General features: G+C 38.7%; 21 protein-coding genes. 14 read left to right on the forward strand and 7 right to left on the reverse strand.

The window, feature by feature from the left end:
- The first annotated feature begins 327 nt into the window (after window positions 1-327).
- Together AC106S_RS16935 and AC106S_RS16940 are read left to right on the forward strand one after the other, a co-directional pair.
- Window positions 328-624 (forward strand): MGMT family protein, encoded by a 297-nt coding sequence (locus tag AC106S_RS16935; protein WP_482440855.1) that lies wholly within the window; start codon window positions 328-330, stop codon window positions 622-624.
- Window positions 625-937: 313 nt separating this feature from the next.
- Window positions 938-1,735, forward strand: coding sequence for an alpha/beta hydrolase (locus tag AC106S_RS16940; RefSeq protein ID WP_482440856.1), 798 nt, complete (start codon window positions 938-940; stop codon window positions 1,733-1,735).
- A 795-nt stretch (window positions 1,736-2,530) separates the two neighbouring features.
- On the opposite strand, the gene AC106S_RS16945 is transcribed toward AC106S_RS16940, so the two are convergent.
- Window positions 2,531-2,926: a helix-turn-helix domain-containing protein gene (locus AC106S_RS16945; protein WP_482440858.1), complete on the reverse strand. Its 396-nt coding sequence runs from the start codon at window positions 2,924-2,926 to the stop codon at window positions 2,531-2,533.
- A gap of 363 nt (window positions 2,927-3,289) precedes the next feature.
- Here AC106S_RS16945 and AC106S_RS16950 point away from each other — a divergent pair, with 363 nt between their 5' ends.
- The 3 genes from AC106S_RS16950 to gap all read left to right on the forward strand — a co-directional run bounded on the left by AC106S_RS16950 (window position 3,290) and on the right by gap (window position 6,276).
- Window positions 3,290-4,168 carry a DUF4846 domain-containing protein gene (locus AC106S_RS16950; RefSeq protein WP_482440859.1) on the forward strand — a complete coding sequence of 293 codons (879 nt, stop codon included), beginning with the start codon at window positions 3,290-3,292 and terminating at the stop codon, window positions 4,166-4,168.
- Between the two features lie 83 nt (window positions 4,169-4,251).
- The gene (gene pfkA, locus AC106S_RS16955; RefSeq protein WP_482440861.1) at window positions 4,252-5,238 is read left to right on the forward strand and encodes a 6-phosphofructokinase; all 987 of its coding nucleotides are present in this window, start codon (window positions 4,252-4,254) and stop codon (window positions 5,236-5,238) included.
- Window positions 5,239-5,271: 33 nt separating this feature from the next.
- On the forward strand, window positions 5,272-6,276 hold the full coding sequence (gene gap, locus AC106S_RS16960; protein WP_062697648.1) for a type I glyceraldehyde-3-phosphate dehydrogenase: 1,005 nt from the start codon (window positions 5,272-5,274) through the stop codon (window positions 6,274-6,276).
- Between the two features lie 109 nt (window positions 6,277-6,385).
- Here gap and AC106S_RS16965 read toward each other — a convergent pair whose 3' ends face one another.
- The 4 genes from AC106S_RS16965 to AC106S_RS16980 all read right to left on the reverse strand — a co-directional run bounded on the left by AC106S_RS16965 (window position 6,386) and on the right by AC106S_RS16980 (window position 9,808).
- Entirely contained in the window at window positions 6,386-7,378 is a 993-nt protein-coding gene (locus AC106S_RS16965; RefSeq protein ID WP_482440863.1) for a toxin-antitoxin system YwqK family antitoxin, read from the reverse strand.
- 123 nt (window positions 7,379-7,501) lie between these two features.
- Window positions 7,502-8,746, reverse strand: a complete 1,245-nt coding sequence (locus AC106S_RS16970; protein WP_482440865.1) for a tetratricopeptide repeat protein — start codon at window positions 8,744-8,746, stop codon at window positions 7,502-7,504.
- Between the two features lie 80 nt (window positions 8,747-8,826).
- Complete coding sequence (locus tag AC106S_RS16975; protein WP_482440867.1) at window positions 8,827-9,240, reverse strand: hypothetical protein; 414 nt, start codon at window positions 9,238-9,240, stop codon at window positions 8,827-8,829.
- Window positions 9,241-9,268: 28 nt separating this feature from the next.
- Window positions 9,269-9,808 carry a hypothetical protein gene (locus AC106S_RS16980; RefSeq protein WP_482440869.1) on the reverse strand — a complete coding sequence of 180 codons (540 nt, stop codon included), beginning with the start codon at window positions 9,806-9,808 and terminating at the stop codon, window positions 9,269-9,271.
- 193 nt (window positions 9,809-10,001) lie between these two features.
- Between AC106S_RS16980 and AC106S_RS16985 the strand changes: the two genes are divergently transcribed.
- The 4 genes from AC106S_RS16985 (at window position 10,002) to recA (ending at window position 14,379) form a co-directional block, all read left to right on the forward strand.
- Window positions 10,002-10,799, forward strand: a complete 798-nt coding sequence (locus AC106S_RS16985; RefSeq protein ID WP_482440870.1) for a LuxR C-terminal-related transcriptional regulator — start codon at window positions 10,002-10,004, stop codon at window positions 10,797-10,799.
- A gap of 342 nt (window positions 10,800-11,141) precedes the next feature.
- The gene (locus AC106S_RS16990) at window positions 11,142-11,912 is read left to right on the forward strand and encodes a response regulator transcription factor (RefSeq protein ID WP_482440872.1); all 771 of its coding nucleotides are present in this window, start codon (window positions 11,142-11,144) and stop codon (window positions 11,910-11,912) included.
- Between the two features lie 77 nt (window positions 11,913-11,989).
- A complete protein-coding gene (locus AC106S_RS16995) occupies window positions 11,990-13,186 on the forward strand; it encodes an oxygenase MpaB family protein (RefSeq protein WP_482440874.1) in 1,197 nt (398 codons plus the stop codon).
- Window positions 13,187-13,374: 188 nt separating this feature from the next.
- On the forward strand, window positions 13,375-14,379 hold the full coding sequence (gene recA / locus AC106S_RS17000; protein ID WP_062697662.1) for a recombinase RecA: 1,005 nt from the start codon (window positions 13,375-13,377) through the stop codon (window positions 14,377-14,379).
- A gap of 78 nt (window positions 14,380-14,457) precedes the next feature.
- On the opposite strand, the gene AC106S_RS17005 is transcribed toward recA, so the two are convergent.
- Window positions 14,458-17,352, reverse strand: coding sequence for an alpha/beta hydrolase family protein (locus tag AC106S_RS17005; protein ID WP_482440876.1), 2,895 nt, complete (start codon window positions 17,350-17,352; stop codon window positions 14,458-14,460).
- Window positions 17,353-17,507: 155 nt separating this feature from the next.
- On the opposite strand from AC106S_RS17005, the gene htpG reads away from it, so the two are divergent.
- The 5 genes from htpG (at window position 17,508) to AC106S_RS17030 (ending at window position 22,476) form a co-directional block, all read left to right on the forward strand.
- Window positions 17,508-19,400 carry a molecular chaperone HtpG gene (gene htpG / locus AC106S_RS17010; RefSeq protein ID WP_482441248.1) on the forward strand — a complete coding sequence of 631 codons (1,893 nt, stop codon included), beginning with the start codon at window positions 17,508-17,510 and terminating at the stop codon, window positions 19,398-19,400.
- Window positions 19,401-19,660: 260 nt separating this feature from the next.
- Window positions 19,661-20,746, forward strand: a complete 1,086-nt coding sequence (locus tag AC106S_RS17015; RefSeq protein WP_482440878.1) for a hypothetical protein — start codon at window positions 19,661-19,663, stop codon at window positions 20,744-20,746.
- 12 nt (window positions 20,747-20,758) lie between these two features.
- Window positions 20,759-21,319, forward strand: a complete 561-nt coding sequence (locus AC106S_RS17020) for a LemA family protein (RefSeq protein ID WP_482440879.1) — start codon at window positions 20,759-20,761, stop codon at window positions 21,317-21,319.
- A 2-nt stretch (window positions 21,320-21,321) separates the two neighbouring features.
- Window positions 21,322-21,678, forward strand: a complete 357-nt coding sequence (locus AC106S_RS17025; protein ID WP_482440881.1) for a hypothetical protein — start codon at window positions 21,322-21,324, stop codon at window positions 21,676-21,678.
- 9 nt (window positions 21,679-21,687) lie between these two features.
- Window positions 21,688-22,476: a hypothetical protein gene (locus AC106S_RS17030; RefSeq protein WP_482440883.1), complete on the forward strand. Its 789-nt coding sequence runs from the start codon at window positions 21,688-21,690 to the stop codon at window positions 22,474-22,476.
- A 179-nt stretch (window positions 22,477-22,655) separates the two neighbouring features.
- On the opposite strand, the gene AC106S_RS17035 is transcribed toward AC106S_RS17030, so the two are convergent.
- Window positions 22,656-23,036 (reverse strand): GreA/GreB family elongation factor, encoded by a 381-nt coding sequence (locus AC106S_RS17035; protein ID WP_482440885.1) that lies wholly within the window; start codon window positions 23,034-23,036, stop codon window positions 22,656-22,658.
- Window positions 23,037-23,331 lie beyond the last annotated feature (295 nt).

The raw sequence follows: 23,331 nt of genomic DNA on the forward strand, positions 1-23,331 counted from the left end.
TTTATTCCAGCGAATTAACCAGCACAAAATACCGGTACGCCAGAATTCCCTTCTGAATTTTCGTTAACCTGTCAGGATCTTTATCACTCAATTTGGGCAGAACCGCTTTATTAATCCTGTTTATCAATCTAAAAAATACCTTTTTCATCATATCCGATTTTAGGGGTTGAGATATTGTATTCAAAAATTATGCAACCGTAATTTCAGGTTAAAATAAAATTGCCTGCATTTCTGCAGATAACTTTATTTTAATATGACAATCATGTGAAGTTTTTAGTCATAAAACCCAACATATTTCTTACATTTGATTCTTATCAGTTCATAAATATGGATGAAATTTTCAAAAACCAGGTTTGGGAAATCACCCGATTAGTTCCCAAAGGGAGAGTAACGAGCTACGGAGCCATCGCAAAAGCCGTAGGCTATCCCAATCATTCGCGCCATGTGGGAAAAGCAATGGGAGGCTGCCCGGAAGATGTACCGGCCCACCGCGTTATTTCAAGTTCAGGCATATTATCTGTTCCTGAGTTTCAGCCAAAACTGGAAGCTGAAGGCATTACCGTAGACAATTTCAGGATAAAAAACTTTAAGAAACTCTTCTGGAATCCGATGGAAGAACTTTAAGTCAGTATTTTACATGAAGCATTAATTTTAATTCAGGAAAAATCAGAGCGTTTTAAAGCAAAATCCATCTTAATATTCTAAAAAATCCTATTTATTTCGATGGCTTAAAATAATTCCGGCTAAAGACAGAACATAGGATTTGAAGGAAGAAACGTTTAATTTTTTATAGTCTCCTACCCGCGGCTTCATCTTCACTATTATTTAGAAACAAAAAAATACAATTCAGGCAGGATTATTTACTGTTCAGTTATCTATTTTTTCTTACAGCCGGTAATCGGGATACCTTTGGTTCATTAATAAAACAAAAACTATTATGAAACCAATTGTAGCTCTCTCATTATTATTCGTCTTTTTAACTGTTTTCGCAAAAGCCCAGTCTGATGATAACTTTTATCAGCCACACAAAACCATGAAGCCTTTTGAATTTGGTAACCCTGAACAGGTAAATTTCCCGGTAGACAACGATACAATCACAGCTTTCATTGCCAGGCCAAAGACAAAAACAGTCAAAAAGACCATATTCTATTTTCACGGCGCTGCAGGAAATGTAACAACATACCAGTTCATGACCAAACCTTTAATAGACGCAGGATATCAGCTTGTAATGATCGATTTCAGAGGATATGGATTATCTACCGGAAAACCATCCCATAAGAACGTGGCAGAAGACGGACAGAAATTTTTTGATGCACTCATGAAAAGGCCCGGCATAAAAAACACAAAAGTCTTTATCTACGGAGCCTCCCTGGGAACACAGATTGCCGCCCATCTTGCCAAAGATAATGTTTCCAGAATCTCGGGACTTATCCTGGACTGCCCTATGTCTTCCTTTACCGATATTGCTGCCCATTTCACACCTCAGTATAGAGATTTTATCCTGAATTCAATGGTTTCCCCTTATTCAGCCAAAGAAGATGTAAAAGGATTGGGGCAGCTGCCTGTGCTGATTATTCATGCTAAAGATGATAAAACCATTCCTTATGAGCAGGGAAAATTGGTTTCCGGGAATGTTCCGGGAGACCATAAGATCTTCATAGAATCAAAAGGTGATCACCTGGAAGGATTGATCAATAACAAAGAGGAAATTCTGAAAGCTATTAATCAATTATAGGAGTGAGTTTGCGGCGGCTTCGCCGCCGCAAACTCTTTATTCTCTTTTTCTGAATTGAAGGATAACTGTTCATCATAAGAATCATTCGTTTATTCGTGATGTAAAAAAAATTAAACGCAAAGATTTACATAAAATACTGCTGATTTTAGGGGGCAAAGACGGGAATCAACTCCGTTGATTCGTTGAAGCGTATGGATAATTATGCAGCTTCATTGGCGACAGGGTTGCCTGCCTTTGAGTCTTAAAAAGCAACTTTATGTTTCGAGAAAAAACCTTGCACCATTACGTTTTTCCAACCTAAAGATTTTTTTTTATTCTCCCGCTGATCTGGCAGATTGAGCAGATTTTTGTTGGATTTAACGCTAAGGAAGCTATTTTTTTACCTGATTCATGATATAAGGCGCAAAGATTTTATCTCCGATAAAATTTCACACTGCTAATACAATCTTAAGCACACTTCAATCTTCAAGGTATCTTTCCATCAAGCCTTTGCTGAGTGAAACGCCTTTGCCCCCTAAAAAACAGTCACAAAATGAAAAAAACCTTGCGTCATTGCGTTTTTCCAACCTAAAGATTTCTTTTTATTCTCCCGCTGATCTGGCAGATTGAGCAGATTTTTGTTGGAGTACGCTAAGGCTAGTCGCTGGTATTTTAATTATTACCAGGTTTTTAAGATACCGGAACATCAAAGGTTTTAAGCAGGTTTCAGCAAATAAATTTATTTTATGATATCTTAAATAAAAAATGTCACTCCCTATTGAAGTGACATGATATTTTTACCGTTTAAAAACCGTATTATTTTCTACCTTTCGGAGTATTTTTCAGTTCTTCCTTCAGTCTTTCATTTTCCTCTTTCAGCAAGGCGATATAACCCTGAAGGTTTTCAATAATAGATCCGGGGATATTGCTATAATTATTTTGATTATTAATTGAGCCGGCAGAAGTTCCTGAATTGTCGTTATAAACAGGGTGATCATTATTTACGACTAATTTTGTCTCCTCTTCTTCGTAAATTTCGTCCATAGGCACCTCAAGAAAACGGGCAAGTTTTTCCCACTCATCAGGAATAATCCTTACATCACCGCTTTCTTTCCTGCTGTAATTGGATACATCTGTTGCAATAAAATCAGCTACCTGCTGCTGTGTGTAGCCTTTCTGTTTTCTGATAAGACGTAATTTTTCTTTTTGCATGACCGACATTTTATACAAATATGCGAAAAATGTATATTTTGTACAAATCAGGCATAAGAAAATTTCAGGAGCCGTTCCTTCTCCGGAATTCTTCTCTGGCAGCCGCACAAGAGCCTGTATTTCAAGTAACAGTTAAAGCATAATTTATTTTTCTGTCCAAAAAAATTCCTGATCTTTTTTCAACTTGGAACGGAGTTCTCCCTACATAAATACTGAGACGTAAAAATTTCTTCAGTCTCACCATAAATGATAGCCGGAAACCTGAGAGGATTTCAAAAAACCAATCGGATCATACAGATTTTCAAATTCTTATCTTGGCAGATAAGCAAAAAAAATTGATCTTTGTACCGAATCGAAAAGCGCATGAAAAAAATTATTACGGGAATCACTGTTTCTCTCCTTTTTGCTGCCTGTATACAGGAAAAATCTTCAGACCGCCTTCCGGATGATCCTGATAAAAATGAACAGCCGGCTGCAAAAAATGCTTTAAAGATCAATAAAGATAAAAATACGATCCGGGAAAGGTTTTCTCCGCCTGAAGGCTATGTATGGGTAGAGGAAAAACCAGATTCATTCGGATATTTTATTGAGCATTTCAAGCTTAAACCCTATGGTACCCAGATTCTGCGGTATGACGGAGTTCCTGTTACTACCCAGGATCTCCATGAAGCTGTTTTTGATATTGATACCGGAGATAAGGATCTTCAGCAGTGTGCCGATGCCGCCATGCGGATGAGAGCCGAATATCTTTACCGGGGGAAAAGGTTTGACGAGATTAGGTTTCATTTTACCAGCGGAGATCTGCTTTCGTGGAATGATTATAAGAACGGAACCAGGGCTTTGGTTAAAGGAAACTCGGTCAGTTTCAGAAAAACAGCTGCATTTGATGGTTCTTATCAGAGCTTCAGGAATTATATGGATCTGATTTTTAATTATGCGGGAACCATTTCATTAAATAAAGAGACGAAACCGGTCATAAAAAATTCTGATCTGAAAACGGGAGATATTCTGATCACCCCGGGCAGCCCCGGCCATATTGTTTTTATTTCCGGTGTCTGCGAAAACAGGGACGGAGAAAGGTTATTTTTATTAAGTGAAGGCTTCACTCCGGCACAATCGGTGCATGTTCTTTCAAATCCTTTTAATCGGTATACAACGCCGTGGTACGACCTTGACGTGAATGCTCCGGAAACAAGAACGGCGAGGTATTTTTTTAAACCTACAAATTTCAGAAGCTTTTAATTATTTATATTCAAAACTCTTATGAAGTTACTGCCATTATCTGAACTTGTTTTTGTAAATTTGTGTTCGAAATTTTTTACTTGATGAAAGAGAGTGCTGTAAAAAAAATTGCAGTTCTTACTTCAGGAGGTGACTCTCCGGGTATGAATGCGGCATTAAGAGCGGTAGTAAGAACCGCCAATTATTATAATATCGAATGCTATGGAGTAAGAGAAGGCTACAACGGGCTCATTCATGATGATTTCCTGAAAATGGGTCCACGTTCCGTAAAAAATATCATCAACCAGGGCGGAACTATTCTTAAATCTGCCCGATCTATGGAGTTCAGGACAAAAGAAGGCCGCCAGAAAGCTTATGACAACTGTGTAAAGCTTGGCATAGAAGGGCTGGTATGCATTGGCGGGGACGGAACCTTTACGGGGGCAAAAATCTTCAGCGAAGAATTCGGAATCCGGGTAATTGGTGTACCGGGAACTATTGACAACGATATTTTCGGAACAGACAATACCATCGGATATGATACTGCCCTGAATACTGCGATGGAAGCTATCGATAAAATCCGTGATACCGCAACCTCCCACAACAGGGTTTTCTTTGTTGAGGTAATGGGGCGTGATGCGGGATTTATAGCCCTCAACAGCGGACTGGCAACGGGTGCCCTGGATATTCTTATTCCTGAGAAAAAAGACAGCATGGCCGATCTTTTCGCCAACTTCAGAAAAGCTGAAAAAACAGGAAAAGCGTCAAGTATCGTAGTGGTAGCGGAAGGTGAAAAACTGGGAAGCATTTACGATCTTGCCAACCAGACCAAAGAAGAGTTCCCGGACTATGACATTCGTGTAACCATTTTGGGACACATCCAGAGAGGCGGTTCTCCAAGCTGTGCAGACAGGGTTCTTGCCAGCAGACTCGGATACGGTGCCGTAGTAGGATTAATGGACGGAAAAACAAATGTAATGGCCGGAATGCGTTCCAACGATCTGGTATACACTCCTATTGAAGAGGCCATTAAAAAACATAACGAAATCAACAAGGATCTTCTGTTGATCTCAGAAATTTTAGCAATCTAATTATTTTTTATAATCTAATAAAAACAAACTATTATGTCAACAATTAAAGTAGGTATCAACGGTTTTGGTAGAATTGGACGTCTTGTTTTCAGAGCAATGACTGAAAGAGACAATATTGAAGTGGTAGGAATCAATGACCTTATCAACGCAGAATACATGGCTTACATGTTAAAATACGACTCTGTACACGGGATTTTCCCAGGTGAAGTTTCCGTAGAAGGAAATGATCTTGTGGTAAACGGGAAAAAAATCAGAGTAACTGCAGAAAAAGATCCTAACAACCTGAAGTGGAACGAAATCGGTGCCGATTATATCGTAGAATCTACCGGTCTTTTCTTATCTAAAGATTCAGCTCAGGCTCACATCAATGCAGGTGCAAAAAAAGTAATCCTTTCTGCTCCTTCCAAAGATGATACGCCAATGTTCGTAATGGGAGTAAACCACAAGGAACTGACTGACGATATCAAGATCTTATCAAATGCTTCTTGTACCACCAACTGTTTAGCTCCTTTAGCTAAAGTGATTCACGATAAATTCGGAATTGTTGAAGGGTTGATGACTACTGTACACGCTACAACGGCTACTCAGAAAACTGTTGACGGTCCTTCAATGAAAGACTGGAGAGGTGGCAGAGCTGCTCTAAACAACATTATCCCTTCTTCTACCGGTGCTGCTAAAGCGGTAGGAAAGGTAATCCCTTCTCTTAACGGGAAATTAACGGGTATGTCTTTCAGAGTACCAACAGTAGACGTTTCCGTAGTTGACCTTACTGTAAGATTAGAAAAAGCTACTTCTTACGATGAGATCTGTGCAGCCATCAAAGAAGCTTCTGAAGGTGAATTGAAAGGAATTTTAGGATACACTGAAGATGCCGTAGTATCTCAGGACTTCGTAGGAGATAAGAGAACTTCTATCTTCGATAAAGATGCCGGTATCATGCTTTCTCCTAACTTCGTAAAACTTGTTTCATGGTATGACAATGAAATGGGATACTCTAACAAGTTAGTAGATATGCTTGTACACGCTGCTTCTTTGTAATCGGTAATAAGCGATAAGCAATGAGTAATATAAAACCTTCCTGATGGAAGGTTTTTTTGTTTATTTTATTTATTAAATATAGTAGCAAAAACCTAAGTACCCGACTGTATTATTTCTTTTCTGCTTGTTTGTTCTGCTCATAAACTTTGTTATCCTCATAAGCTTTGTTATCAAGAAAATCACCAAGCTTTTTTAACTCCGGATCTGGTGAGCCGTCTTCCTTAAAGTATTCTGATCCATCTTCAAGTTTTCCTTTTTTATAAGTTGCCTTCACTTTCAGCTGCCCGTCTTCATAATATTCTTTACACTCACCATCCCTATTCCCACCGGTATAATTGCAGGTTCTTTTAGGTTTTCCATTAGAATGATATTCTTTAACCATACCTTCCTCTTTGTCATTCACCAAATTTTTAGTTACAGCTAATTGCCCGTTCTCATGAAATTCTTTATATTCTCCGTTGAGCTCTTTATTCTTATAATTTATAATTTTGCGGGGCTTTCCTGAATCATAATTCCACTTACCTTCACCGTCTTTCTCTCCATTGATGTAATGAAATTCGGATTCTGTATTCCCATTTTCATAGAACTCTTTTGATAAGCCGTTTAATTTTCCGCTTTTATAGTTTTCAGTTTTTTTGGGTTTACCGCTTGCGTAATAATATTTAACTTCATTTTCAACCTGTCCGTTAACGAAATTTCCTTTAACGGCCACCTGCCCGTTATCGAAATACTGAACATATTCTCCTTTGGGTTTTCCATCCACGACATTAATAAAGGATGCCAGCTGCCCGTTTTCATAATATTTTTTCAGTTCACCATCTGCGGGCTTACCATTTTTATAGTTTTCAACTCCCATCAGCTTCCCGGATTTATAATACATTTTGGATTCACCGTCAAGCCGGCCGTTTTTATAACTCATGAGATATTTCAGTTCTCCCGTATCATAATATTCTTTATTTTCTCCTTCTCTCCCGCCATCCGCATTTTTATAGCCTTCCTTTTTGAGCTTTCCGTTATCGTAATATTCTTTGTATTCTTTATTCTGTGCGTTCGCGATTCCCAGTCCCAGGAATACAACGAAAAGGAGAAGTGATTTTTTCATAATCTTAGTTGTTATTGTTTTGCTTAATGAGGTCTGTCTATTTTTTCCCTTCGGTATTTTATTTCGCAACTGTTTCAAATAATACTCTCCTGAGTACTGTAACATTAGCGGAATGAAAAATAACTACAACCCCAGATCTTTGGGCTCTATCCGCGGTTCACTTTCTTTGATATTATGTTTTTTGCAAAACTCGGTCACCGTATATCCGTCACCGATTGGCATCTGCATACCTCCGGTCTGGGAAACCCATCTGAGCCATTTTGCTCCTTCTTCCTTATGACCTCTTTCTACTAATATTCTGCCTATCATCGCCTGTGCAGTTGATTCATTTTTGGCAAGCATATAATATTTAAAAGCTTCATCCACATTCCGTTCAGTACCATAACCGGAAAATAGAAAATTGGCTGTCCGGACCCTTCCGCTATTATTTCCCCCATCAGCCATTTTTTTATAGATAGAAAAAGTTGTTTTCGGGTCATTCAATTTTTCATCATAGGTTACGCCAAAAAAGCCTAATGCCCAGTAATCTTTCTTATCTAAAGCTTTCTTAGTGGCTTTGTCCAGCCATTTTTTTGCTTTTGCCAAATCCTTCGGAACATACATCCCTACGATATAAGTATGGGCTATATAAAACATTGCCCAGGCATCTCCCTTCTCAGCCGCTTCATAATAGGCCGGAATAAATTGTTTATATAATTCTTTATCCGTAGGAACAATCTTCTCTTTTTCCAGCTCGAACCGATGTTTAGCTCCCTGAGACCGTAGCCTATCATATAGGGAAACCAGCTCTTTACGATAAAAATTGACTTTATCATAATCATATTTCTGATATTCATCTGCCACAGCATCCAGCAATGTACGGCCGCCATCTTCAAAACCGACATCATTAAACCGGGGAAGCTTAAAATACAATGCCTCTCCTAAAAAGTGATTCCGGAAGTTCCGCAGACCCGATTTATAAAAAGAAACGGTATGTACCCCATCATGGCAGCCAATCTTATCTCCATTTTTTTCCCAAAAGCTGCGAAGTTTTTCACCTATTATCTTCTCCGGATCTCCATTGACAATACCTGCCGCTTTAAAAATTATGGCTTCATATTCATAATTTGTTGTATCATCGTCATCATCATGATTATCAGTCATTGCCTTATAGGCATAACACAGATTTTTATCAAATCCCAGCATCTTCATTCCTTCCTTAAACTGATTATGCTCTTCAAAATGAATAGGTGTTGGAAAATGAATATTATACCAGCCACCAGGTTTTGTAAGAACATTGACAGGCTGACTTAGAATTTTTGTATCGGATTGTGCACTTACAATTCCTAATCCGAAAAATATGATGAGAATCGCAAACAGGGATTTCATAGTAATAAAGTTTATTTTTTACAGGATACACATGCAGGACAGTCTTTATGAATTTCTCTTACTTAATTGAGCCGCAAGTTTTATTTACTGTTTTTTAATATTTCAATGGCTTTCATTACACTTTTTGTTTCTTTATCCAACACATAAAATCCTACTTTTTTTGTATACCCGCTAGAATTAATAGAAAAGTGGATATAATCAATATTTCTATCTTTTTTTGTTATACCGGCTTCTTTGATTTCCGGCCATTCTATATTAGAATAATATTCAGTATAAGATTCCTCATCATTGCCGCCAAAGCTAAACACAGTTACATTGACCGTATATTTCAAAATATCATTTTCATAAGAGGCTTTTTCAACCCTTAAATCTCCAAACTTTTTACCATTCAGTTTTTGTATAGCTTCGTTAATCGTTTTTTTTGCGTCTGCTGTTTGGGCTTTCCCTATTCCTAATCCAAGGAATAAAACAAAAAGAGTAAATATGGTTTTCATATTAAGCTGTTTAAAGTATTTCCGGCTATTATTTCAGCTCAATAGCTGACGCTTCATCAAAATCACGGCAATTATGCCGGGTGTAATTGGATAAAATATTATCTACGCAGGCTGTTGTCACGTAAGCCTGTTGCGGTGATCCGCCGGGACTGTTTACGGCAAACAGCTGTCCGTCCTCAAAGATGAATTTCGATCCATCGGAAAAGCTCATAGGAAAACTTATCAGATCAGGTAAAGTGTAAGCTCCTTTAAAACTGTTCATCAGTTTATAATTTTTATGAGTTTGCTTACTGAGGTCTCCCTGCGGGTAGCTGAAATTCATTAAGTATCCCAGACACTGCGGTTTACCGCAATATATCTCGTCTTCAAAGTTGATGCGGAACTGCAGCTGAAAGTAGCCGATATTATTCTCTACTTTTACCTGTTTATAGCGTACCTGTACAGGTTTATCACTTTTTACAAAAAGCCATTTCCCGAACCCTGCATCCGGATCTTTTGCTTTTCTGGCCTGTGCATCCGCGATTCCCAATCCCAGGAATACAGCGAAAAGGATGAGTAATTTTTTCATAATCTCAGTTTTATTGTTTACGATCTGTATATTCTTTATTTTACAAGATAATACTGTCAATCTAAAGCCAGTAATCCTGTGCCGGTCATAGCTTTATTTCTACAAAATTCCTTAAACTGCAAGTCTTTTACAATACCGCAAAAAGGTGATTTTTTGAAATCGTTTTTTTTATATTTTTATGAAAACATTAAGTATGGATAAAAAATACCTGGCTCATCCCAAAAAGCAGCATCCCCTCGCAAAAGTATGGAACAGTTATCCTGATTTTTTCCAGAATAATGATGCCGGTATATTGCCGGCTCCCTCCATTGAACGCATTATCGGAGAAATATTTGCTCCGGGTCAGTTTTATTATTACGTGATCAACTTTGCCGACAGCACTTTGTGCAGTCACCATGAAAACATCCTGTCTATGCATGGTTTCCACAAATACCCCACACATCTTAAAGAAATCATAGACCTGATCCATCCCGATGACCTTGAATTTGTAATGGATGCTGAAAGAATGTGTATAGAAAAAATGATGGAAATTAACGGATTCGATTACCAGCAGGAACTGAAATCCAGCTACTGTTTCCGGATGAGAACAGCCAAAGGTAATTACGAACTGTTTCATCATCAGGCGCTTCATACCTATAAAGATGAAAACGGCAAGCTTCTGCAGACGATCAATATTCATACAAATATTGAGCATATTACCCGCCAGAACTCCTACACTGTTTTACTTTCAGGCATCAACGGGCGCAAAGACTTTCATCAGATGCAATGGATCAGCAATGATAAGATATCCGAACCTTCTGTTGTATTTACCAAAAGGGAGGTTGAAGTTATTACCTGTATTGCTAAAGGATATTCCGCAGCAAAAGTTTCCGGTATTCTGTGTATTTCCGAAGAAACAGTACGTACGCACAGAAAGAATATTTTAAAAAAGGCCGGCTGTAAGAATAGCTCAGAACTCATTAAAAAGTCCTTTGAATGGGGATATTTGTAGAAGCTTATCTGAGTACAGGGATTAAAAGAATAAAAGGCCTCTCCAGCAACGAGAGGCCATTAGTTTATCATTTTCAAACAACTAAAAAAGAAAAGAGTAAACTGTTTTATTTATCCATTAATAGCTTACATGATAACAGATGAGACAGGCTTCCGTTCATCCGGTAATTGAAATGATGAGTTTCAATAAAAAGAAAAGCTGGGATAAGACGGAGCTGAATAAATTTGAGTTTTCCTGATGATTGTCCAATGCAAAGTTTGCAATTTTATCAGACTAAAAAAATCCCCCTTTTGTGGTATTTTGTCGGTATTTTAGTTATTTTAGCCTGAAAAACAAATGGCCATGAAAAATTCAGAGCAAAATCATCCCCTGGTAGAGGTCTGGAACACCTATCCCGGCGTCAGGAAGGACCGGGAGATCCTTAATATCCCTCCTGTGGAACGCATTATCGGTGAAATGTTTGCCATTGGTGAATTCTATTATTATGTTCTGAACCTAACCAACAGTACCCTCTCCCATCATCATAAAAATATTCTGAAACTTCACGGACTGGACTCTTTCCCAGAAAATTTAAAAGATATTATTGATCTTACCCATCCTGATGATCTCGGATTTGTTTTAAAAGCGGAACAAACTGTTATTGAAAAAATACTGGAAATTGGTTTTGAACACCAGCTGTATCTGAAATCAAGCTACTGCTTCCGCATGAAGACAGCGGAAGGAAATTACGAGCTGTTTCACCATCAGGCCATTATTACGATGGAAGACGAATCCAGACAGCCGGTACAGTCTATAAATATTCATACCAACATTCACCATATCACCAAAGAAAATCCCTACACGGTTCTTATTTCCGGAGTAGGGCCAAGAACTGATTTCCAGCAGATCAGACTGGATCATTCTTCATGTTCTTCTTCCACAGAGCACCTTACCCGGAGAGAAACTGAGGTTCTTTCGCTTATTGCCAAAGGGTATTCCGGGCCCGAAATTGCCCAAATGCTTGTCCTGTCTGAACACACGGTTCGCACTCACCGTAAAAATATTTTAAGAAAGACAGACTCCAGAAACTGTAAGGAACTGGTAAAAAAAGCTTTTCAGAAGGGACTTATTTAGCCTGTTAAAAAAACGGTCTCAGAAACTGACAAATCTCACTGAGAAATTTTGGTATAAAACCTGTATTTTTATCTGTAATGGAACCAACGATAATACAGCCCCGTTTTAAAGACGCTCCTCATTTCAAAGATTTCTGGGAAAGAGGCAACGGAAGACAGCTTATTGAATTTTCCGGAGCAGAAGTAAGCTTTAAAGATTTCGATACTTTTTCACCCAGCTTTTATCATATCGATATAATGGGTGATGAAGTGGTGAAAGAAGTCTATTTTACCAAAAAATTTCACGAAGCTTCCGGAGAAATAGAACACTACATCCGCAAAGGAGTTTCTGAAACGGATGATGTTCCTGAAAGCGTAAAAAAACTATTCAGCCAAACACAGCGCGTTCCGGAATGGCTGAATCATGATCTCCTGAAAGCAGGTGCGGAGCTCTGCATGAGAAGCAACCTGGATTCTCTGATCTCCCTGAGAGATTACTGCTTAATAGGCGGCTATGATTACGCTTACCTGAATAAGCCGCTGATCGTTACAGAAGCCCTGAAAAAAGGAGCGGTAAAACGCCTTTCGGAAACACTGGATTTCTGGGTAAACGTTACACGTTATAACGCCCTGGAAATTCATGCGAAAGGATATGAGTTTGCGGTTAAAACACGTCTGATTCATTCGTATGCCAGGCTTTCAATAAAGAAACATTACAAGGGCTGGGATACGGAAAACTGGGGAGAGCCGATCAATTCCTGGGATATGATGGCTACTTATATAGGGTTCAGTCTTGTCTTTTTACACAGCCTTAAGAAGTTGGGAAATACCTTCTCCGTACAGGAAGAGCAGGGTATTTTTCACCTCTGGAAATATGTAGGTTACCTTTTGGGAATTCCGGAGCATCTTCTTCCCGATGATAAAAAGCAGGCCACTGAATATTTTTATCTGTGGACTTCTGTGCAGCCGCCTTCTGATAAGGATTCGGTTCTCCTGGCTCACTCCTTACTAAATGAATCACTGGAAAATCCCATACTGAAATATCAATTCGAACGTAAAAATCTGAGATATCTTCACATCTGCTGCACATGGTTCCTTCTGGATGATGAAGTATGCAGAAGGCTAAAAATTCCTGAAGTCTGGGGAAAGAAATTATTTCCCTGGTCGAAGATATTCGTGAATACAATCTATGACAGACTTATAAGCCGGAAAGCCAGAATAGCCAAAGGAAATAAAGATCAGATGAAGGTACTGGAGGATTATCTGGCGATTACAAAGAATTCAAATTTCCATTAGAAGCATTTAAAAATCAAACACATAACAATAATTCAAAATTCAGAAAAAATATGCTGAAGCTGTTCTGCTGTTCATCATATCCACTCATTCATTTTATAATTTTTAACTTTAAAAACTGTTTTTCCACCTAAATAATATTAGCATTTGATATTTAAATTATGTATTTTTGAGAAATTATTTTAAAGACGATGAGTAACATTGATGATAAGAAAAAAGCACTCGCATTAGTGCTTGACAAGCTAGATAAAACATACGGAAAAGGAACAGTAATGACACTTGGGGATGATTCCGTAGATAATACCATAGAGGTAATTCCTTCAGGATCTTTAGGGCTGGACATCGCTTTAGGCGTTGGCGGTTATCCGAGAGGAAGAATTATTGAAATTTACGGTCCTGAATCTTCAGGTAAGACTACTTTAACCCTTCACGCTATTGCCGAAGCTCAGAAAGCAGGAGGTATTGCCGCATTTATTGATGCGGAGCACGCGTTCGACAGAACCTATGCTGCCAAACTGGGTATCGATCTTGAAAACCTGATTATTTCCCAACCGGACAACGGAGAACAGGCTTTAGAAATTGCTGATAACCTGATCCGTTCAGGAGCGATTGACATTGTTGTTATCGACTCCGTAGCTGCGCTTACCCCAAAAGCGGAAATTGAAGGTGAAATGGGAGATTCCAAGATGGGTCTTCACGCAAGGCTGATGTCTCAGGCATTAAGAAAATTAACAGCTACTATTTCAAGAACAAAATGTACCGTTATCTTCATCAACCAGCTGAGAGAAAAAATCGGTGTCATGTTCGGAAATCCTGAAACAACAACCGGAGGTAACGCCCTTAAATTCTACGCTTCTGTAAGAATTGACATCAGAAAGGCAAGTGCACCGATCAAACAGGGAGACGAAGCTATCGGAAGCCGTGTGAAGGTGAAGATCGTGAAAAACAAAGTAGCTCCTCCTTTCAAACAGGCTGAATTTGACATTATGTACGGAGAGGGGGTTTCCAAAGCAGGAGAAATTCTTGATACCGCAGTAGATCTGGGAATCGTGAAGAAGAGCGGTTCATGGTTCAGCTATGAAGAGACCAAATTAGGACAGGGACGTGATGCAGTGAAGGATGTTTTAAGAGATAATCCTGAACTTGCCGAGGAACTGGAAAATAAAGTGAAAGAAGAAATAACAGCTAAAAAATAGTTGTTTTTATACGTATAAAAACTTCGGCGGAGCCCTTTGGGCTCCGCCGAAGTTTTTTATTAAGAATATTTTTATTAATCAAGGCTTATCATCAGTCAGCTCAAATCCCCAGTCTCTTCCTTTCTGGGTGGCCGGGATACCTTTCGTCATCCATACCGGAGCTTTGGCCCCTTTAAGATAATAATCAAAAAACTGCTGTTCGCGGATCTGGATATCTTTTCTGTTCTGGCGCTTTATCAGATTATGATCGTCACCGTTATAATTCAGAAGCCATACCGGTTTTCCGAGGCGGCGTAAAGCGGTAAACATTTCAATTCCCTGATACCACGGAACGGCTCCATCCTGATCGTTGCTCATAATAACTACCGGAGTTTTTACTCTATCAATAGTAAAAAGCGGTGAATTTTTAATATAAAGTTCCGGTGCTTCCCAAAGATTCTTTCCTAATCTGCTTTGTGATTTTTCATACTGAAACTGTCTGTTCATCCCTGAAGTCCAGCGGATTCCCCCGTATGCGGAAGTCATATTTACAACGGGGGCACCACTCCACGCTGCTGCATACATATCGGTATGTGCAATCAGGTAGGCGACCTGGTAACCGCCCCAGCTTTGCCCCTGGATTCCGATTTTGCTGCCATCTACCCATGAATTCTGCTTTAGCTTTTCAACTCCGGAATTAATGTATTCCATCGCAGATTCTCCCGGAAAACCGTCTGTATATGAAATATCAGGAGTAAAAACCAGATAGCCGTTGCTTACAAAATAAGAGATATTTAATCTTGAAGGTGTGGGAGCCGGTGCTACATAGCGGTTCAGATTATCAGAAAGTTTTTCATAGAAATAAACGATCACAGGATATTTTTTAGCAGGGTTGAAATCTTCCGGTTTGTATAAAATTCCTGTGGAGGTATTTCCTTTTGGAGTTGTCCAGTGTACCAGCTCATCGGTTCCCCAGTTATAAAGATTCTGCTGTGGATTCGTATCACTTAGCTTATGCTGTTGTAAGAAATCCGAGGTGGAAAAAATATCCGGAGAATCAGTATATGATTCTTTTACGAGAATATATTCTTCCGCATTTTTTGCTTTCTGAATACTCCTGTATCCCCAGACATCTTCCATTTGAATTTTTACGGGATCAGCATTCGAATGAACGGATGTTTTAAAAATACCATTGGCTTTGGATGAGTTATCAAATGCCGACAAATAGATAAGCGATTTCCTGTTTAAGCTTTTAATATCTTTATCAAAACTATAAGTATCGAATGTTATTTTATTTTTACGTCCAAAACCATTGGTGATATTTCTTGGCTTTTTTGAACTGTCAAGGAAGAACTCCCAAAGATCGTAACGGTCCCTGATAATTACAGATTCATCATGATCCGTCCAGGAAGCAATTCCGTAAGAGCTCGGGAAATCCGGCATATCAAATTCTTCATCTACAAAAGAAACCGGTAATCCGGTGGTGAGGGGCAGGGTCTGTTTTGTTTTAACATTATAACTGAACCAGTTCCCTTTTTCGCTGTCAAAAATTACAATAAATTTTCCAAGTGGAGATACGGCAACCGCCCCGTCCAGATTCCGGACAATTTCCGTTCTGTCTCCTGTTTTGTTATCGATCACGAAATAGGTTTTCTTTGTTGAGCCTTCCCATTGTGAGGCAACACGGTTATTCAGACTGGTAATTCCCAGTGTATAGGCGGCATTTCCTTCATTTACCAATCGTAAAGTATCCAGATCTACACCATCAATATTTGTGAAGAAATCAGGATTCTCCGTCTGCATTACTGCGGCATAAGATTTTTTAAGGTCATTTTTCAGCTCTTTCAGCTGTACCGTCTGCAGATAATCATCCTTATAATTCCATATATCTACAACCGCATGATCGTTCGCAATCATTGCGGTATCTTTCGCTATGGGTTTCGGGGCAACACCGAAATACAGCTGTTTCCCGTTTTTGCTGAATACAGGCATACGGTTTTCAGAAATCACCCAATTCTTTTTCATATGAGCATTTTCATTGGTTACCATTTCCTTTTTGTTTCCTTTAAAATTAAAGTAATACAGCTGATAGAGCTTCACCAGATCATTCTGCGCAGAAGAGGTTCCCACAAAAGCCAGCTGATTTCCTTCTTCATCTAAAGACAGCTGTGAAAAATCACCTTCCATTTCTGAAATTGTAGTCACAGTTCCTTTTTGCAGATCAACTATCTGTACCGTCTGAAAAGCATATTTCTTTGGCTTTGATTTATCGTTATCTTTTTTATCCCCGGATTTTTCATCCGTTGAATCTTTTTGTTCTTTTTTATCCCTGCTGTTTTTTTCATCAGGTTTTTTGGTCACAAAAGCGAGCTGCGTACCATTTTTACTGAATTCATAGCGGATAACGTTATCATAGGCTGTACTTTTTCCATTCAAAAGATTTCGTACGACCAGCTGGAGTGGCTTTGCATTTTTATCTTCATCCTTATTTTCGTCTCCATCTTCCTTATCAGAAGCATCATGGGATTTATCTTTTGTATTTTCCAGAAGATAGGCAATATAAGAGCCAGCTTTTTCGGGAATTTTAAATGTTTTTACATCAGGAATTTTTTCCGTCCGGCCCCTTAAAAGGTCAACAATGGCAAGGCTGTCTTTCGTTAATTTATTTTTTTTAAGCTTTTTATCTTTTACTGCTTTTATATCTTTATAAAACGGACGGATCTGAAAAACCGCAAACCTGGAATCATTCGTAAAATCGGCTTTTGAAGCTCTTGCAAACTGCTTTGAGACTTTATTTTTAACGGAATATAAAAAAAGACTGGAGTTTCCTTCCTGAACATCCACGGAATAGGAAATCCATTTTCCGTCATTTGAAATTTTTCTCGCCCCCATATTTTGCCAGCTGTCATAGACAGAATGGTCTAAAGGCTTTTTCTGTCCATATACCCAACAGGTCATGATGAACAGAATAAAAACTGTACATTTCAACTTCATTTCTAATAATTTTAAGGGCTAAAAGTAAGGTATTTCTTTGACAAATCTGCATGTTTCACCTGTTTCATCCGGTATTGAAAAATGTCATTCTGTCACATTATTCTGCATGGTATTTTTTTTGAGAAAGATTTGAAAAATCAAAATCAAAAAATATGATGACTAAAGGAAATATCAATGTATCTGTGGAAAACATTTTCCCGCTTATCAAAAAATTTCTTTACAGTGACCACGAAATATTCTTAAGAGAACTGATCTCCAATGCAACGGATGCAACGCTGAAATTAAAGCACCTGACAGGTATCGGGGAAGCTAAAGTAGAATACGGAAGTCCGAAGATTGAAGTAAAGATCGATAAAGACCGGAAAACATTACACATTATCGATCAGGGAATCGGGATGACCGGAGAAGAGGTTGAAAAATACATCAATCAGGTGGCTTTTTCCGGGGCAGAGGAGTTTCTGGAAAAATATAAAGACACTGCAAAAGATTCAGGGATCATCGGACACTTCGGGCTTGGATTCTATTCTGCGTTTATGGTAGCTGAAAAAGTAGAAATCCTTACCAAATCCTACAAAGATGAACCTGCCGTAAGATGGATCTGTGACGGAAGCCCTGAGTTTACTCTTGAAGAAACGGCTGATAAAACAGACAGGGGAACGGAAATCATTCTTCACATTGCAGAAGATTCCGTAGAGTTTCTGGAAGAGGGAAAAATCCGTGAACTGCTGCTGAAGTATAATAAATTCATGCCTGTCCCTATCAAATTCGGAACGAAAACCCATACCCTTCCGTTACCTGAAGACGCTCCTGAAGATGCGGTTGCAGAAACAGAAGAGGTAGATAATATCATCAACAATCCTACGCCGGCTTGGACGATTGCTCCTAGTGAACTCACCAACGAGGACTATATGAAGTTCTACCACGAGCTGTATCCTATGCAGTTTGAAGAACCATTATTTCATATTCACCTGAATGTAGATTATCCGTTCAACCTTACCGGAGTTCTGTTTTTCCCGAAACTGAGCAACAATTTAAATATTGAAAAGGATAAGATCCAGCTTTACCAGAACCAGGTATTTGTAACAGACGAAGTAAAAGGTATTGTTCCTGACTTCCTGATGCTTCTGAGAGGAGTTATCGATTCTCCGGATATCCCGCTGAATGTTTCCCGTTCTTACCTTCAGGCAGATGGTGCCGTAAAGAAAATCTCTTCTTACATTACCAAAAAAGTAGCCGATAAAATGGCTTCCCTGATTAACGAAAACCGCGAAGATTATGAGAAAAAATGGAACGACATTAAAATCGTGATTGAGTACGGGATCATTACAGAAGAAAAATTCTCCGAAAAAGCAGATAAATTCACATTATATCCTACAACAGACGGAAAATACTTCCTGTGGGACGAACTGGTTGAAAAAATTAAACCTTCACAGACTGATAAGGACGATAAACTGGTTATTCTTTATGCAACCAATGCGGATGAACAGCACAGCTATATCCAGTCTGCAAGAGATAAAGGCTATGAAGTTCTCCTTCTGGATTCCCCGATTATTCCTCACGTAATCCAGAAACTGGAAACCTCGAAAGAGAAGATTTCTTTTGCCAGAGTAGATGCAGACCATATCAACAACCTCATCAAAAAAGACGAACCTGTTATATCAAAACTGAACGAAACTGAAAAAGAAACTTTAAAGACCAATATTGAAGAGGCTGTAAAAGATGCGAAATTCACGGTTCAGCTTGAAGACCTTGACAGTACTGATGCTCCGTTTACCATTACCCAGCCGGAATTCATGAGAAGAATGAAAGATATGCAGGCAACAGGCGGTGGCGGCATGTTCGGAATGGGCGGTTTCCCGGAAATGTATAACCTGGTGGTGAACTCCAACAGTGAACTTTCCAGCCAGATCTTAAAGACCGAAAACGCTGAAGAAAAGGAAACCCTGATCAGATATGCCCTTGATCTCGCTAAACTTTCACAAAACCTGCTGAAAGGAAAAGACCTGACAGATTTTATACAGAGGAGCTATAAGCAACTTGAAAAATAATACACAAGAGACTGTTTCATATGAAGCAGTCTTTTTTTTGTGGGTTATTATGATATTGGAGAACCCGGTTGTACAAATGCATGTTCCATAGAACTCTATCTCCGATATTTTTTTAAAATCTTGCCACGGATATATGAGTAAAAGCATTCGTGTATCCGTGACAAAAAATTTAAACAGATCCTGAAACTTTTCCATCTTTTACTTTTCGGTTTTTCTGTGATTTAAAAGAGTTTATTATATTTGGATAAAAACATCAGATCATGTTTGAAATACCTGCTGAAATATTTCCCTTTTTGCTGCTGTTCAGTTTAGGGATTGCATTATTTCATACTTTTATCTTATCGGGAATTTTTAATCTGAAATTAAGGCCGGGCTGGATCATGTTTATCATAGATCCCGTTATTTTAGGCGCCGCATTTCTGTTTTTCCGGAAAGAATCCGGAATTATTTTCATCGGGTTATTTCTTTCCGTTTTCGTTCTGGGTATCATCGGAATGATTAAGAACGGTGTACAGTCCGGAATTGAATCTTTCAGGGAGCAGAGAAAAAAGAATAAACCGGTGTGGAAGATCGTGGGCGGTGGATTTCTGATTCTCCTGTCTTATCTTGCTTTCTTTTATTTCGGGGTTTATTTTGTGTTCTTTATCTTTTTCCTGATTATTTTAAGTTCCATTCTGCCCAACACCAAGAACCGGTTTTATTTTTACCAGAGAACTCTTCCGACTTCCACTGTAAAAAGTGTTGCAATGGGACTTGCTGAGATTTCGGGAAAAGCAAAAGCTATGGAGCCGGTCATTTCTCCGGATACAGATACTTCATGTGTAGGTTATATTTATACCGTTGACGAAATCCGTACGACACGGGATGACGATGGCAGGACCTCCACTTCATATCACGAAATTTCAAGGGAAACCAGGATCAAAAGATTTTATATTGAAGATAAAACAGGTAAAATAGAAGTGGTTCCCGACCGGTTGGAGTGGATCAGCTTTTTACCTGCTCATTCCCGGGAAGCGGGAAACAGGCGGTATCAGGAGTTCATCATTGATGAAAAAACGGATTTTCTTCTGATCGGGCAGGCTTTTTATGAAGACTCCCATACTATTTTCCGTTTTGATGAAGGGAGAAAGGTTTTCGGAATTGCTCCTTTGGATATGGTTAATTTCGCTAATAAATGGAGACCTTTAAAGCTAAGAGCACTTACCACACTGGCATGCATTGCCGTTCTTGCGGCCATTATTATTTTTACTCCCGTCAGAACAAGCGGAAGTAAAATCATTTTCGAGAAGAAAAACCGGAAAGAAGCTTTTCAGGCCAATCCTTTTAAAGACATATTCAATCCTTAAAACAGACTGGCTATGATTGCGCTTATCCCTCTTTTTATCAGCATTATTATCGTTGTGGGCCTGGTTACTTTTTTAATCAATACCTACAACCGGCTGGTTATCCTGAACAACAATTCACAAAAAGCTTTTGCCAATATAGAGGTGATCCTGAAGCAGCGTGCAGATGAAATTCCCAATCTGGTTCGTGTTGTAAAAGCAACAGCTCTGCATGAAAATACAGTTCTTAAAGAGCTTGTCAGCCTCCGTTCCCAATATCTCGGAACCCATCAGACCCATGAAAAAATAAAGACCGCAGAGCGTATGGACGGAAAACTGAAATCATTGATGCTTACTGTTGAAAATTATCCTGAAATAAAGTCAAACCGGTCTTATCTTGAGCTTCAGAAAAGGCTCACCGATCTGGAGGAGATTATTGCACACCGGAGGGTTTATTTCAATGAATCGGTAAATCTTTACAATACCGGAATTGAAACTTTTCCTGACATTATTTTCGCGAAAATCATGAATTACCGGAAAAAAGAAATGCTTGAATTTTCAGATGAGGAGAAACAGAATAACGTTACAAAACTATAATTATGGAAATCGACTTAGGAATTTTTGGAGATTTTATCAACTCCCGGAAATTTTTCGGAAGCCTGGCGATCGGCTTTCCGGTATTTACAATAGGACTGTTTGTACTCTACGGTATTTTTAAAAAGATTACATTCATCAGAAAAATCCTGAGGTTTATCATTCTCACTTTCGGGCTTTCCATAATTCTGCTGATTCCTTTTGTCTTTTTCTCGGCTTTTGCAGATTTTGAAAAACTGAAGTTAGCATTGATTTATCTGGCGATTCTGATGTGTGTAACTGTTTTTACTTTATTCAACACAGAAGATACCATTAATTTTATCAAAGAGGCTTCTCAATTAAAAGACAGACAAAATTATTAAAATAAGACTATGGGAAAATTTATACTGTGGGCACCCCTTATTTTTACAGCTTTTATCCTTCTCGCCAATTACAGAAAAAGGAGGTCGCAAAACGGAGGAACACCGGTATCCGCTGTTTCTTTTATTTATCCTGCGATTGTAGTGTATGTTGTCTCTACCCTGTTTTTCGGGTTGGTATCAATTGCCGTTTCACCTGTTATCCGTTTTTTCTCCGGACCGAAATATGAAGCTAAAGTAATAGCCCATGAAATCATGGATTCCAGTGACGGGGATAATACTTATACCGCGGTGGTTGAGTTTAAAAATGACCGGAATCAACTGATCAGAAAACCTCTGAACTATGGAAGCAGTCATCCTGTAAAAATTGGGGAAACCATTACCATCAGCTATAAAAACGGGGATCACAATGTAACTAACCTAAGTTTCGGAACCCAAAAACTTATTGTCTTTATTGTGGCACTCTTTCTGTTTATTCTCGGTCTGGCAATGGCCTGGATCACCCTATATTCCTTAGGATGGGATACTTCCCTTGTTCTCCGTACAGGAATTGGGTTTGTAGTTTATTTAGTTTTTCCGGGAGGTATGCTTTTTTTCATAGGTATTCTGTCCTGGGTAATCTGGGAGTATTTTCAGGGAAAAAGAGATGACCTTCCGATCTGGGTATTGGGAATCTGCAGTCTTTTTGTCACCCTCCTAATTCCGTCTTTCTTAGGATATATGAAAATGCTTTTTACGAGGGAAAGAAAAATCAAATCATCAGCCAGGTTTTATGATTTCAAAAAACGGATTTCAAAATAAAGGATGATATTTTCTGACCGGTGAAAACTTTTCAATCCGGTAATGATATAGATTTTTAATCTGAATTTTACGTTGATCCTGAAGTAAAAGACAGTCGGAAGCCACAGAAATAAAAAGTGCAGCCCGAAATGAGCTGCACTTCTGCCAATATTCATCTTTAGCATTAATCAACAGAAAGTTTATCCGTTCCAGGGCTCTACTTTCAGGATTTCTATTTTCCGTTCACCGTCTCTGAAAGGCCAGCTGATGATATCTCCTACTTTATACCCCACTACGGCAAGGGCAATATCCGAAAGTATGGAATACTTATTTTTTCCAGGTTTTGCCTTAGCTGAAGAAACGAAAATATATTCATGCTCAAAATCCAGGGTATGGTCTTTCAGTGTTACTTTTCTTTCTACGGTCACAACATCTTCCGGCAGATCTCTTCTGAGAACCTGCCTGGCTTTCCTTAATTCTCCTGAAAGCCTCTTTTCTTCTTCCGCTGTTACTTTCTTTCTTCTCAGGGTATCTTTAATAGCATCGTATATTCCGGTGGTCACTGTAATATGATCAGACATTTTATTCTTTTTTTAAATGAGATGATGCAGCTATTCTTTATGATCCAATGCAGGAATACAGACCCGAAAGCCTTTCCCGTAGAAAACCGCAAAAATAAATGGTAAATAAACTGAATTCTGAAATATTTCCCTGTCCTGGATCCTGACAGGGCCTAACTGATAAAGTCCTTGGAACTTTTCAGAAAAGAATCGGTATGCAGATAAAGTAATGACAGCAACAATCCTGATTGCCGGCGTATCGCAGATAAAAAGACTGTTGCTGTCATTATATAATTGTTTTAATATCCTTTCCTTA

Source organism: Chryseobacterium sp. FR054 (assembly GCF_056844565.1).